Annotated in this window: 13 protein-coding genes; 2 read left to right on the plus strand and 11 right to left on the minus strand. The window is 60.9% G+C overall.

Translation table 11 applies throughout. The annotated features are described in order from the left end of the window. Positions 1-48: 48 nt before the first annotated feature. Both BFP99_RS11840 and BFP99_RS11845 read right to left on the minus strand, forming a co-directional pair. Positions 49-1,197, minus strand: a complete 1,149-nt coding sequence (locus tag BFP99_RS11840; protein WP_065924691.1) for an integrase core domain-containing protein — start codon at positions 1,195-1,197, stop codon at positions 49-51. Positions 1,198-1,397: 200 nt separating this feature from the next. Next, entirely contained in the window at positions 1,398-1,607 is a 210-nt protein-coding gene (locus tag BFP99_RS11845) for a cold-shock protein (RefSeq protein WP_002554837.1), read from the minus strand. Positions 1,608-1,996: 389 nt separating this feature from the next. Between BFP99_RS11845 and dcd the strand changes: the two genes are divergently transcribed. Together dcd and BFP99_RS11855 are read left to right on the plus strand one after the other, a co-directional pair. Continuing rightward, positions 1,997-2,563, plus strand: coding sequence for a dCTP deaminase (dcd, locus tag BFP99_RS11850; RefSeq protein ID WP_003172320.1), 567 nt, complete (start codon positions 1,997-1,999; stop codon positions 2,561-2,563). 107 nt (positions 2,564-2,670) lie between these two features. Next, on the plus strand, positions 2,671-2,871 hold the full coding sequence (locus BFP99_RS11855; RefSeq protein WP_027604457.1) for a hypothetical protein: 201 nt from the start codon (positions 2,671-2,673) through the stop codon (positions 2,869-2,871). A gap of 15 nt (positions 2,872-2,886) precedes the next feature. On the opposite strand, the gene pdeM is transcribed toward BFP99_RS11855, so the two are convergent. From pdeM to BFP99_RS11900, 9 genes are all read right to left on the minus strand, one after another. Then, positions 2,887-3,537 carry a ligase-associated DNA damage response endonuclease PdeM gene (gene pdeM / locus BFP99_RS11860; RefSeq protein ID WP_065947310.1) on the minus strand — a complete coding sequence of 217 codons (651 nt, stop codon included), beginning with the start codon at positions 3,535-3,537 and terminating at the stop codon, positions 2,887-2,889. Then, positions 3,537-6,017 (minus strand): ligase-associated DNA damage response DEXH box helicase, encoded by a 2,481-nt coding sequence (locus BFP99_RS11865; RefSeq protein ID WP_065926443.1) that lies wholly within the window; start codon positions 6,015-6,017, stop codon positions 3,537-3,539. Before BFP99_RS11865 ends, pdeM begins: the two co-directional genes overlap by 1 nt. A gap of 57 nt (positions 6,018-6,074) precedes the next feature. After that, positions 6,075-6,839 carry an ABC transporter ATP-binding protein gene (locus BFP99_RS11870; RefSeq protein WP_016973168.1) on the minus strand — a complete coding sequence of 255 codons (765 nt, stop codon included), beginning with the start codon at positions 6,837-6,839 and terminating at the stop codon, positions 6,075-6,077. 13 nt (positions 6,840-6,852) lie between these two features. Further along, on the minus strand, positions 6,853-7,971 hold the full coding sequence (locus BFP99_RS11875; RefSeq protein WP_065947311.1) for a succinylglutamate desuccinylase/aspartoacylase family protein: 1,119 nt from the start codon (positions 7,969-7,971) through the stop codon (positions 6,853-6,855). Between the two features lie 9 nt (positions 7,972-7,980). After that, complete coding sequence (locus tag BFP99_RS11880) at positions 7,981-8,691, minus strand: ABC transporter permease (RefSeq protein WP_027604453.1); 711 nt, start codon at positions 8,689-8,691, stop codon at positions 7,981-7,983. Next, a complete protein-coding gene (locus BFP99_RS11885) occupies positions 8,688-9,416 on the minus strand; it encodes an ABC transporter permease (protein ID WP_053137181.1) in 729 nt (242 codons plus the stop codon). The genes BFP99_RS11880 and BFP99_RS11885 overlap by 4 nt, the downstream gene beginning before the upstream one ends. 57 nt (positions 9,417-9,473) lie before the next feature. Continuing rightward, positions 9,474-10,253, minus strand: a complete 780-nt coding sequence (locus BFP99_RS11890; RefSeq protein WP_016975034.1) for a transporter substrate-binding domain-containing protein — start codon at positions 10,251-10,253, stop codon at positions 9,474-9,476. 232 nt (positions 10,254-10,485) lie between these two features. After that, positions 10,486-12,120 carry an ATP-dependent DNA ligase gene (locus BFP99_RS11895; RefSeq protein ID WP_065947312.1) on the minus strand — a complete coding sequence of 545 codons (1,635 nt, stop codon included), beginning with the start codon at positions 12,118-12,120 and terminating at the stop codon, positions 10,486-10,488. Next, positions 12,117-13,121, minus strand: coding sequence for a ligase-associated DNA damage response exonuclease (locus BFP99_RS11900; protein ID WP_065947313.1), 1,005 nt, complete (start codon positions 13,119-13,121; stop codon positions 12,117-12,119). Before BFP99_RS11900 ends, BFP99_RS11895 begins: the two co-directional genes overlap by 4 nt. Positions 13,122-13,405 lie beyond the last annotated feature (284 nt).

Consider the following 13,405-nt stretch of genomic DNA (forward strand, 5'->3'; position numbering starts at 1 on the left):
GGGTGTAGAACCGTAGACATCGTTTACATCTGAAACCGGGGACATCGTTTACACATTTGAGGCCTGGACGCGGGTCATACCTCGTCCAAGCCTCCCCAAGGGATAATCACACAGGTACAAATCCCAAGCTTCATCTTCAGCTTCTTTGAGCCCTATCCTTTCCCCGGACAGCGCCTCGCTGATAAATACCAACTTGCCGTTCCACTTGATCGATCCGTCCTGCCTGACGCTTCGAACTTTCATTTCTGCCGGATATTCCACATCGGGCAAGCATCCTGGATAAATTCGGGTGGACGGCACATACAAGTCTCCCGGACGTTTCATGCCGAGCGCTTCGTGAGGGCGTACGTAATTAAACTCATGCCTGAAATGCTCCAGCAAAAGCTGCTGCTCGACTAAGTTTTTCCCTAAGGGCAACTCAAGTTTCAAGCTACGGTGCATTCGTTCATGGCGACCATTCTGGGCGGGTCTTCCCGGCATGGTTCGCTCGGGATAAATACCCAGCCGAATCCACCAAACTGCCAGTGTGGATATTCTTGCCAGGCCAGGAGAGGCGAACGGTACCCCGTTGTCCGAACGGATAACTTCCGGCATGCCGTACTCCTGAAAAAGCCTCTCAAAGGCCTGTTTTACAGGCTGGGTCATGATCTTGGGATGGGCCCTGCACGCTAAAATCAGCCGCGACGCATGGTCTGTGACGGTCAAAGGGAAGCACATCTGAGCATTAAGCATCTTGAACTGCCCTTTGTAGTCAGCACACCACGTCTTGTTAGGTTCGTCGGCCTTTCGCATTTGTGCGTGGGAAATGCTGTGTCGGCGTTTGAAGCGCCGCTTTTTGACGAGCCCAAGTCGGTCAAGCCATTGACCGGCCGTACTTGGAGAGGGCCAGGTGACGGAGGGATCTTCCAGCCGTAATAGCTCGAGAAGCTTTTTCGGCCCCCATTTATCGTGAGCCTCCTTCATCGCGACTACACGGGCCAAAATCTCGTCGTCGGTTTTATTTGGGCTGTTGTGAGGTCGCCGGGACAGTTCGGATAAAGACCTCAAATCGCCGTCGTGCCGGGCAATCCACTTATCGACGGTAGGTCGGCTAACGTCAAAGCGGCGTGCCAACTGGCTTTTGGTGAAGTTGCCAGAAAGCCAATCAGCTACCAGCTTGATTCTTTGATTCATGGGGGACTCTTGGTTCCAGGGCATGATCAGTTACCTCCTGATCATGCGTATTAGCCTGTAAACCATGTCCCCGGTTAGAAATGTAAACGATGTCCCCGGTTTGTACCGGGGCAAGCCCCCTCCCACATTTTTTGCGCACGACATTTTATTCATGTATGCACAAATCCCAGGCATAAAAAACCCCGCTTTTAAGGGCGGGGTCTTTTCGACTGAGTCAGTACAAGTTAGATAACTTGAACTTCTTCAGCTTGCATGCCTTTCTGACCGCGGGTAGCGATGAAAGAAACCTGTTGGCCTTCTTTCAGGCTTTTGAAGCCGTCGGATTGGATAGCTTTGAAGTGAACGAACAGGTCGTCACCGGATTGTGGAGTGATGAAGCCGAAGCCTTTTTCATCGTTGAACCACTTAACGGTACCAGTTTGGCGATTAGACATGGTGTATCTCCTTGGACAAAGTTAACTGCGACTCAGGAAAAGCCCTGGCCGAGACTGAGTGCAAAGAGCAGGAAAAATTCTTGGAGATGGTTGGATCGAAATTCAACATATCGTGTAGAGATTCTCAGTGACACAAGCAGCACAGTGGCGCCACCTTAACCCTTTTTCCGGAACGTGCCAATGGTATTTCCGAAGGTTTCTCTATTTTCGTGACTGGCGGTGGTATTTACACACACCGGTTGCGGCAATACGGGGCCCGGCCCCGCTGGCCGCGCCTTATGGCAGCCGGTGCGTTCATCAAGAAAAGCCCGACGCCCTTTGAACCCCAACGCCGGCCCCGGTAAGATGCCCCACAGAATTTTTCCACCTCGCTATTCAGGACACCCGCCATGAGCATCAAATCGGACAAGTGGATTCGCCGCATGGCGCAAGAGCACGGCATGATCGAACCGTTCGTCGAGCGTCAGATTCGTGGTGAAGGCGATGACCGCGTGATCTCGTACGGCGTTTCCAGCTACGGCTACGATGTGCGCTGCGCCGACGAGTTCAAGGTGTTCACCAACATCAACTCGGCGATCGTGGATCCGAAGAACTTCGACGAAAAGAGCTTCGTCGATGTGAAAAGCGACGTGTGCATTATCCCGCCGAACTCCTTTGCCCTGGCACGCACCGTGGAATTCTTCCGTATTCCCCGCGACGTGCTGACCATCTGCCTGGGTAAAAGCACCTACGCGCGCTGCGGCATTATCGTCAACGTGACGCCACTTGAGCCTGAGTGGGAAGGCCACGTGACCCTGGAGTTCTCCAACACCACCACCCTGCCGGCGAAAATCTACGCCAACGAAGGCGTGGCGCAGATGCTGTTCCTGCAGTCTGACGAGGCCTGTGAAGTGTCCTACAAAGACCGCGCCGGCAAGTACCAGGGCCAGCGCGGCGTCACCTTGCCACGCGCTTGATCGAAAGGTCCTACGCGTAAAGGGAATTAGTCCGCAGAAAGTGACTCTATTGGGTGTACTGCCTCGGTGCGTGCAAAACGCACCGAGCCACGCTTGAGGAGTGCCTTATGAAGATTGACCCGCGAATCAGCGCAGAACTTGCCCGGCTTGAACCCAACCAGATTGGCGTTCTGGCCTGGTCCCTGATGGCTGATCCGGCCTATGCAGGCGGCATCCCCGGCCAACCCGATGAAGATTGGCCACAGCAGCCCACCGAACCCGGTGAGCCGACCCTTCCGGACGAGCCGCCTCCCGCACCGGTCGCCTGATACCCGCAAGGCCGGTCAGCGAACCTGCCACACCTGGTGATCGCCGATAACAAAGATTCGGCGGTCATTGTCCTGCTCCACCGTATGCCCCCCGGTAAACGCCCCAAACGCCGGCAGCAGGCTGACGCGCGTGCCGAACTGGAAACACGGCAGGAGCAGGCTCTGCCGGCCCTTGCCGCGCAAGCGATACACCGGGTGCACATGCCCCGCCAGCACATGGTGGCTGGCATGGGCGTGCGGTTCGTGTTGCAGGGCGAAAGGGCCCATCAGCAGTGGCTCCGGAACCACATCGATCCTCAAGTCAGCCGGTGGGTCGCCCGCGCGTTTATCGTGATTACCGCGAATCAAGGTCATCGACAGGTCGCAATGACGTGCTCGCCAGGCCCTCAAGGCGCTGAGGGTGCCGCTGGCGTGGGAGCCGGGCCCGTGGAGGAAGTCGCCGAGAAAGATCACCTGGGCGCACGGTACGGCCGCCAACAGCCGATCCAGGCGCTGCAGGTTTTCGGTGGTGGTGCCTTGCGGTACCGGCTGGCCCAGGCTGCGATAGGCCGATGCCTTGCCAAAGTGTGCATCGGCGATCAGCAGGCACTGGCGCGCGGGCCAGTAGAGCGCCTTATCCGCCAACAGCCACAGCTCTTCGCTCTCCAGCGTCACTGAGCACACCATCAGCGTTTGCCGTTATCGGCGACTTTTTCCAAGTCCTTGACCATCCGCGCAATGCGCTCGGAGAGTTTTTCCGAACTCATGCTTTCGCGCATCCGTTCCACCAGCAGTGGGAAGGCCAGGGGCGTAGGACGTTCGATCATATGCACGTCCAGTGTCAGCGCCGAGAGGCGAAGCAAGGTCTCTTCCAGCCGACGAATATCTAATTCATCACGCAGGACTTCTTCCCCCGCCTGGGCCAGCAACAGGTTTTGCGGGTCATATTGCTTGAACACTTCAAAGAACAACCCGCTGGATGCCTGCACCTGGCGCGTGCTTTTCGGCGCGCCGGGGTAACCGGCAAACACCAGTCCGGCGATACGCGCAATCTCGCGAAAGCGGCGCAGGGCGAGTTCCCCGGCGTTCAGGCTGGCTGCCACGTCTGCCAGCAACTGCTTCGGGCGCAGCAGCGCCCCATTCAGTAAGCGTGGCCAATCCACCTCGGTGGCGCTGAGCAACTCCAAGCCGTAATCGTTGACGGCAATCGAGAAGGTCACAGGCTGCTGCTGGCTGACCCGCCACGCCAGCAGACTCGCCAGTCCCAGGTGCACCTGGCGGCCGGCAAACGGGTAGAGGAACAGGTGCCAGCCCTCCCGCGATTTCAAGGCTTCGGCCAGCAAGTGCTCGCGCGTCGGCAGGCCGGACCAGCGCAACTGTGTCTGCAGCAGGGTTTGCACAGCCCGCATTTCCGGCCCCTCGTAGACCCCGTGCGCGGCCGCATCGAAGCGCTCCACCACGGCTTGGGCCAGCTCATTGGAAAGGGGCATGCGCCCGCCATTCCAGCGCGGTACTGCAGCTTTTTTGGCGCTGCTACGGCGCACATAGGCGGTCATGTTTTCCACCCGCACCAATTCCAGCAGGCGCCCGGCAAACAAGAAGCCATCACCCGGCTTGAGGCGTGCAATAAAGCCTTCTTCAACACTGCCCAGGTTCTTGCCACCGCCGCCCTTGCTCCAGAATTTCAGCTGGATGCTGGCGTCGCTGACAATGGTGCCCACGCTCATGCGATGGCGACGCGCAAGCCGGGCATCGGGGACGCGCCAAATGCCGTGCGCGTCCGGCTCCACGCGGCGGTAATCCGGGTAAGCGGTCAGCGATAAGCCGCCATGCCGTACAAAGCCCAGGGCCCAGGCCCAATCGGCCTCGGTGAGGTCACGATAGGCCCAGGCGCCACGGACCTCCGCCAGCAGCGCCTGCGGCGTAAAGCCACCGCCGAGGGCCATGCTCACCAAATGTTGTACGAGCACATCCAACGGCTTGTGGGGCGATTCGCGGGCTTCGATACGCCGCGCTGCAATGGCGTCCTGGGCCGCAGCGGCTTCCACCAGTTCCAGGCTGTGGGTCGGCACCAGGGTCACCCGCGACGGCCGTCCGGGTGCATGGCCGGAGCGGCCGGCGCGTTGCATCAGGCGCGCCACGCCTTTGGCCGAGCCGATTTGCAGCACGCGCTCCACCGGCAAGAAATCCACCCCCAGGTCCAGGCTGGATGTGCACACCACCGCCTTGAGCTGACCGTCTTTCAACGCCCGCTCCACCCAGTCGCGGGTCTCGCGGGACAGAGAACCATGGTGCAGGGCAATCACCCCGGCCCAATCCGGTCGGGCCTCGAGCAGCGCCTGATACCAGATTTCCGACTGCGCCCGCGTGTTGGTAAACACCAGGCAACTGCTGCTGGCGTCGACCTCGGCGACCACCTGCGGCAGCATCTTCAAGCCGATATGCCCGGCCCACGGAAACCGCTCGGCGATGGGCGGCAGCAAGGTGTCGACGTGCAACTGCTTGACCGTTTGTCCCTGCACATTAATCCCGTCCCCTTGTGGGATCAGCACTTCCAAGGCGTGGGACTGGTTACCGAGGGTGGCCGAAATGCCCCAGACCATCAGTTCAGGATGCCAGCGCCGCAGCCGCGCCAACGCCAGTTGCAACTGCACGCCGCGCTTGTTGCCGATCAGCTCATGCCATTCATCCACCACCACCATGCGCAGGTGCGCCAGGCTCGTTTCGCTGTCGGCGCGGGCGAGCATCAGGGTCAGGCTTTCCGGGGTGGTGACCAGCGCGGTGGGCTGGCGTCGGGTTTGCCGGGCACGCTCGCTGCTGCTGGTATCGCCGGTGCGCAGGCCCACGCTCCAGGGAATCTGCAAGGCCTCGAGCGGCGCTTCGAGGGCGCGTGCGGTGTCGGCGGCCAACGCGCGCATGGGCGTGATCCACAGCACGGTCAGTGGCTCAGCCGGCGGTTTGCGTTTACCGGTGGCGGGCGGGCGGGTGATCGCGAAACGATTGAGGGCGGCAAACCACAGGGCGTAGGTTTTGCCGGCGCCGGTGCTGGCATGCAGCAAGCCCGAGCGGCCGTCCTTGACCGCCGTCCATACGTCTTTCTGGAAGGCGAACGGCTTCCAGCCTTTGGCGGCAAACCACGTTTTGGCGAAGTCGAGGGGTTTTGCCATGGGGCGGCGAATGCTCTGGAGGGTCTATTTCACAGACCCTCCAGGCGTTGCAAAGGTTTACTTCAAATTGCCGCTCAGGAACTGTTGCAGGCGCTCGCTCTTCGGATTGCCCAGCACATCCTCCGGCGCGCCTTGCTCTTCCACCAGGCCCTTGTGCAGGAACAGCACCTGGCTGGATACCTTGCGTGCAAAGCTCATTTCGTGGGTCACCATGATCATGGTGCGGCCTTCCTCGGCCAGGCCCTGGATGACCTTCAACACTTCACCCACCAACTCCGGGTCGAGGGCCGAGGTGGGTTCGTCGAACAGCATCACTTCCGGCTCCATGGCCAGGGCGCGGGCGATGGCCACCCGTTGTTGCTGGCCACCGGACAGGAACGCCGGGTATTGGTCCGCTACCCGTGCCGGTAAACCCACCTTGTCCAGGTAGCGACGGGCGCGGTCTTCGGCGTCCTTTTTGCTGCAACCCAGCACCCGGCGCGGGGCCATGGTGATGTTTTCCAGCACGCTCATATGGCTCCACAGGTTGAAATGCTGGAACACCATCGCCAGTCGTGTGCGCAGGCGTTGCAGTTCGGCATCGTCGGCCACGCGCATGCCGTGGCGGTCGCTGACCATGCGGATCGGCTGGCCGTCGAGGGTCATGGCGCCGTCGTTGGGGGTTTCCAGGAAGTTGATGCAACGCAAAAAGGTGCTTTTGCCCGAGCCGCTGGCGCCGATCAGGCTGATCACATCACCGGTCCTGGCCTTGAGCGAGACACCTTTGAGCACCTCATTGTCGCCATAGCTTTTATGCAGGCCTTCAACGGTCAATTTGTACATGGGGCGTGCATCCTCAAGGCGAAAGTAGGTAGCCGCTGCGGTAGGCCTCGGTGCCTGCGACATGGCCGACGACCATCCCGGCAGTGGCCATGCGGCGCAGCGAACGGGCGTAAAGCAGGCCGGCCTTCTGGCAGTGCACGGGCGTTACGCGGTCGGTAATGGGGTCGATGATTTCGGCGATCAGTTGCCCGGCTTCCAGGTATTCACCGGGCAGGGCGCTGAACACCAGCAGGCCGCCCACCGGCGTTGCCACGGGTTCGACGCCCGCCAGCGGCGTGGCGGGGNAGGGCAGCTCGGGCAGCGGTGCGGCGTCGCCGGCAATCGCGCCGAAGTGAATCAGGTAGTCGATGATTGCCTGGCAGTCGAGGGCGGCCAACCCATGGTTGACGTCGCCCTGGCCACGCAGTTCGACGGTCACCGAAAAACTGCCCATGGGGATCGGGAAGCGCGCGCCAAAGCGTTGCTGCAACTGCCACCACACCAGGGTGAAACACTCATCGAAGGACTGCCCGCCGGAGTCGGTAGCCAGCAGGTTGGCCTCCGAGCCGATATAGCGTGCCAGCGGCTCCACCTGCGGCCAGGCTTCGGGCGTGGTGTACAGGTGCGCCACGGCTTCGAAGTCGCAATGCAGGTCCAGCACCATGTCGGCATCGCAGGCCAGGCGTTGCAACACCAGGCGTTGGGAGTGCAACTGGGTCTCGGCGATTTGCACGGCCAGGGCAGCGCTCAAGGCGGCGCGGATCAGTTCGACGTTTTGTTGCGGGTTATCGCCGAGCGAGCCCTCGACCTGATCGCCGACGGTATCGCTGAGGTCGACAAACAGGCGATTGAAGTTCTGCCCGCTTTCCAACTCGTAGCGGCCCAGCGGGGTGTCCATCAACACCTGTTCCAGGCCTGCCGGATTGGCGATGGGCACCAGCACGATCTCGCTCAGTAACCGCCCGGCTGCCGCCAGCTCGGCCAGGCGCACTTTCAGGTGCCAGGCCACCAGCATGCCCGGCAGTTCATCGGCATGCAGCGATGACTGGATATAGACCTTGCCTTTGGCATGTTCGGGGCCGAAGTGGAAACTGTGAATCTGCCGCGCCGTGCCTGGCACCGGTGCGATCAGATCGTGTACCTGATGACGCATGAAGGCTCCTTAATGGCTTGGTCCGAGAAACGCCAGCCAGCGGCGCTCCGCCAGACGAAACAGACCGACCAGGGCGAAGGTCACGGTCAGGTAGATCAGCGCGGCGATACCGAATGATTGGAACGTCATGAACGTGGCCGAGTTGGCGTCCCGCGCCACCTTGAGGATGTCCGGGATCGTCGCGGTAAACGCTACCGTGGTCGAGTGCAGCATCAAGATCACTTCGTTGCTGTAGTAGGGCAACGAGCGGCGCAACGCCGAGGGCATGATCACGTAGGCGTACAGCTTCCAGCCGCTTAAACCGTAGGCCTTGGCCGCCTCGACTTCGCCGTGGGCCATGCTGCGGATGGCCCCGGCGAAAATCTCCGTGGTGTAGGCGCAGGTGTTGAGGGCGAAGGCCAGGATCGTGCAGTTCATGGCATCGCGAAAGAACGCATCCAGCAGCGGTTGTTCGCGTACGGCGGCGATGCTGTAGATGCCGGTATAGCAGATCAGCAACTGGATATAGAGCGGCGTGCCACGAAACAGGTAGGTGTAGAACTGCACCGGCCAGCGTACCAGCGGGTTGCGCGATACACGGGCGATGGACAGCGGGATCGACACCACAAAGCCGATGACCAGGGCGGCGCTGAGCAACCACAGGGTCATGGCCAGGCCGGTGATGTGCTGGCCGTCGCTATAGAGGAAGGGGCGCCAGTATTCCTGCAAGAGTTCGATCATCGCACCGCCTCCCGTGAGCCTGCGGAGTAGCGACGTTCAAGACGACGCAGGACGAAGTTGGACGCGCTGGTGATCAACAGGTAGATCAGCGCGGCGAGTACCAAGAAGTAGAACAGTTGGTAGGTGCTTTTGCCGGCATCCTGGGCGGCCTTGACCAGGTCCGCCAGGCCGATGATCGACACCAGGGCCGTGGCCTTGAGCATCACCATCCAGTTGTTGCCGATACCCGGCAGGGCAAAGCGCATCATCTGCGGGAAGGTCACGTAGCGAAAGCGTTGCCCGCGCTTGAGGCCATAGGCCGTGGCGGCTTCCAGCTGGCCACGGGGGACGGCGAGGATCGCGCCGCGAAACGTCTCGGTGAAATAAGCACCGTAGATAAAGCCCAGGGTGATCACCCCGGCGCTGAATGGGTCGATCTCGATGTATTCCCATTCCATGAAGTCGGTCAGGCCGGTGAGCCAGGTTTGCAGGCTGTAGAAAATCAGCAGCATCAGCACCAGGTCGGGTACACCGCGAATCAGTGTGGTGTAGAGCTGGGCGGGGATACGCAGGAAGGGCAGGCTGGAAAGCTTGGCGCTGGCGCCAAGCAGGCCCAGCAATACGCTGACAGCCAGGGACAGCACCGACAACTTGATGGTCATCCAGGTGCCTTGCAGCAACAACGGGCCGAAACCCTTCAGGCTGAGTGCGCTCAGCCCGAGGGTTTGCAACAGTTCTTCGAACATAAATCAGGACCTATGGCGATAAAAAAGCGCCCCTCCATAGGAGGGGCGCCCCAGGCATTATTTGCCGCTGTACAGGTTCAGATCGCCAAAGTGTTTCTTCTGGATGGTGGCGTAGGTGCCATCATCGTGTAACGCTTTGATACCTTTATCCAAAAGGGCCTTCAGTTCAGTGTTACCTTTTTTGATACCGACGGCGGTTTTCGATGGCAGCAATGGGTCATCGATGGCGGCGCTGACTTCATAGCCGGCACCGGCCGGGGACTTCAAGAAGCCCAGTTCGGCTTGCAGCATGTCCTGCACCGAAGCGTCGAGACGACCGGAAGTCAGGTCGGCGTAAACCTGGTCCTGGTTGGCGTATGCCTTGGTGGTCACGCCGGCTTTATCCAGTACCGCCTTGGCGTAGGCTTCCTGGATGGTGCCTTGCTCGTAGCCCACGGATTTGCCCTTGAGGGACTCTGGCGTCGAGTACCCCGCGCCTTTCTTGAACACCAGCGAGGTCGGGCCGGAGAATAGTTCGCTGGAGAAGTCGATGGCTTTCTCGCGCACCGGGGTCACGGTCATGGACGAAATCACTCCGTCGAACTTGTTGGCTTTGAGGCCTGGAATCATGCCGTCAAAGTCACTCTCGACCCACTTGCACTTCACTTTCAGTTCGGCGCAGATCGCATTGCCCAGGTCGATATCGAAGCCTACCAGGCTGCCATCGGCCGCCTTGGATTCGAACGGCGCGTAGGACGGATCGACACCAAAACGCAGTTCCTTGTATTCCTTGGCCAACGCGGTACCGGCGGCCATGCACAGAGCCAGTGCAGAAAGGGTCAGCAATGCTTTTTTCATTATTTAATCCCTGGAAACCAAGATAAGCGCTTGTGGCGCGTTTTAGGACTGTTACTGAACGGTGTCAGACGGATCACGAGTAGCAATTTCTGCACCATAGTTCCGAATGAGCGTTTTAAAAGGTGGGACAAGGGAGTCATGAGTGTAGGAGATGCACGAAAATGGGCATTGAAAATCGAACGCACTATTTCGGAACATTTGGAGATCCATTGTGGAGGGGCGGTGTTCTGGGTCAGGCCAGTAAGTCCTGCAGGGTGGCAAGGTTATCCGCCTCATCCACCGCCTTGTCCTGGCGCCAACGCAACATCCGCGGAAAGCGCACCGCAATCCCGCTCTTGTGCCGCTTGGACAGGGCAATGCCTTCAAACCCCAGCTCGAACACCATGCTGGGCGTCACGCTGCTGACCGGGCCGAACTTCTCCACGGTGGTCTTGCGCACGATGGCGTCGACCTTGCGCATTTCTTCGTCGGTCAGCCCTGAATAGGCCTTGGCGAAGGGCACCAGCGTGCGTTCACTGCCGGGCGGGCCATCCCATACGGCAAAGGTGTAGTCGCTGTAGAGGCTGGCGCGCCGGCCATGGCCGCGTTGGGCGTAGATCAACACCGCATCGACACTGAAGGGGTCGACTTTCCACTTCCACCACAGGCCCATGTCCTTGGTGCGGCCCACGCCGTAGAGGCCCTGGCGATCCTTGAGCATCATGCCTTCCACGCCGAGGCTGCGAGACGCTTCACGTTGCTCGGCCAAGGCCTGCCAGGTCGCGGCCGTCAGCAGTGGCGAGGGCAGCAGCACCGGTTGGTTGCACTGGGTGATCAACTGTTCGAGCTGGGCGCGGCGTTCGGCCTGGGTGTGGTTGCGCCAGTCGTCGCCCTGGTGTTCCAGCAGGTCATAGGCGAGGACGGCGACCGGTGCATCGTCGAGCACTTTTTTGCTCAGGGTCTTGCGGCCGATCCGCTGCTGCAGCAGGGCAAAGGGTTGCACCGCGTCTTTCCAGACGACGATCTCGCCATCGATCACCGTGCCATCGGGCAGGCCACTGACCAGGCTGTGCAGTTCGGGGAAACGCTCGGTCACCAGCTCTTCGCCCCGCGACCAGATCCACAGGCGGCCTTCACGCTTAACCAGTTGCGCGCGAATGCCGTCCCACTTCCATTCCACCTGCCAGTCGGCGGGAGAGCCGAGCAACGTGTCGAACTGCTCCACCGGCTGCGACAACCCGTGGGCGAGAAAAAACGGATAGGGCTGTCCGCCCCGTTGTGCATGCTCGTCGGATGATTCGGCAGCGATCAGCTTGAGGTATCCCTCGGCTGTCGGACGGTTGGACAGATCGGTGTAGCCCACCAGCCGCTGTGCAACGCGCTTGCTGTCGAGGTCGGCCATGGCGGCGAGGGCGCGGGTGACCAGCAGTTTGGATACGCCGACGCGAAAGCTGCCGGTGATCAACTTGACGCACACCATCAGACTCGGCTGGTCCAGTTGCGCCCATAACGCCGGTAACCGTTCGGCCAGGTCCAGGGGCGACAGGCCACGCAGCGGCAGGAGTTTTTCTTCCAGCCATACGGCGAGACCGTCCTCGGAGGTGTAGGTGGATTCCGGCAGGAGCAGGGAAATCGTCTCGGCCAGGTCGCCTACCGATTGGTAGCTCTCTTCGAACAGCCACGGCTCGATGCCGGATGCTTCGGTGGCCATGTCCCGCAGCAGACGCGTCGGTACCAATTGCCGCGGTCGTCCGCCGGACAGGAAATACACCGCCCACGCAGCGTCTTCAGGCGGCGCTTGCAGGAAGTAGGCTTGCAGGGCCGCGAGCTTGGCATTGCTGGAGGTGGTGGCGTCGAGGTTGGCGTACAGCTCGGCGAAGGCTTTCATGCCGTGGCCTCCTCTTCGTCATCACCGTATTCGGTGGTGAAGCCCTGGGCATCCAGGCCTTTTTCCCGCAGGTGGCGTACCAATACGCCGACGGAGCCGTGGGTGACCATCACCCGTTCGGCGCCGGTTTGTTCGATCGCCCACAGCAGCCCGGGCCAGTCCGCATGATCCGACAGCACAAAGCCCCGGTCCACTCCGCGTCGCCGCCGCGTACCGCGCAGGCGCATCCAGCCGCTGGCGAAGGCATCGCTGTAGTCGCCGAAGCGCTTGATCCAACTGCTGCCACCGGCGGACGGCGGCGCGATGATCAGGGCCTGGCGCAGCAATGGGTCGGTCTTTTTGAAATCGCCGGCGTAGAGGGTTTCGGGGATATAAATGCCGGCCTCGCGATAAACCCGGTTCAGCGGCTCGACCGCGCCATGGCTGAGGATCGGCCCGATGCTGGCGTCGATACCATGCAGGATGCGCTGGGCTTTGCCGAAGGAATAACAGAACAACACACTGGCTTTGCCGGCGGCAATATTGCCCCTCCACCAGTCGTTGATCCCGGCGAAGATCTGCGCCTGGGGCTGCCAACGGTAGATCGGCAGGCCAAAGGTGGATTCGGTGATAAAGGTATGGCAACGCACCGGTTCGAAGGGCGCGCAGGTGCCGTCCGGTTCCACTTTGTAGTCGCCGGACGCCACCCAGACTTCGCCCTGGTACTCCAGGCGCACCTGGGCCGAGCCGAGTACATGCCCGGCTGGGTGGAAGCTCAGGGTCACGCCGTGGTGGACGAGTTTTTCGCCATAGGCCAGGGTTTGCAGGTTGATGTCCTGGCCCAGGCGCGAGCGCAGGATGCCTTCGCTAGGGGCGGCAGCCAAATAGTGTTGATTGCCCGTGCGGGCGTGGTCGCCGTGGGCGTGGGTGATGACGGAGCGTTCCACTGGGCGCCAAGGATCGATGTAGAAATCTCCGGCGGGGCAGTAGAGGCCTTCGGGCCGGGCGATGACAAGGTCCATGGGCTGACCGGGGCGATGGGCTTATCAGGTATGAGGCGGGGGCGAGCGCAGAAGTTCTATCTGAATGCATGTGGGCCAAATGTGGGACGGGGCAAGCCCTAGTTATGGCTTTTTGTAGGAGCGAGCTTGCTCGCGAAAAACTCACAGGCGCCGCGTTCATTCAGGAAGCACGCGTTATCGTTGACGTTTTTCGCGAGCAAGCTCGCTCCTACAGGAGGCGATGCACGCTTAACTGACCAAGCCCCCTCCCACATTTGGATCCGGTTTCAGCAGGTGGAAGTCAG

The sequence above is a fragment of the Pseudomonas sp. 1 R 17 genome (genome assembly GCF_900067035.1).
GTDB classification, from domain to species: Bacteria; Pseudomonadota; Gammaproteobacteria; order Pseudomonadales; family Pseudomonadaceae; genus Aquipseudomonas; species Aquipseudomonas marginalis.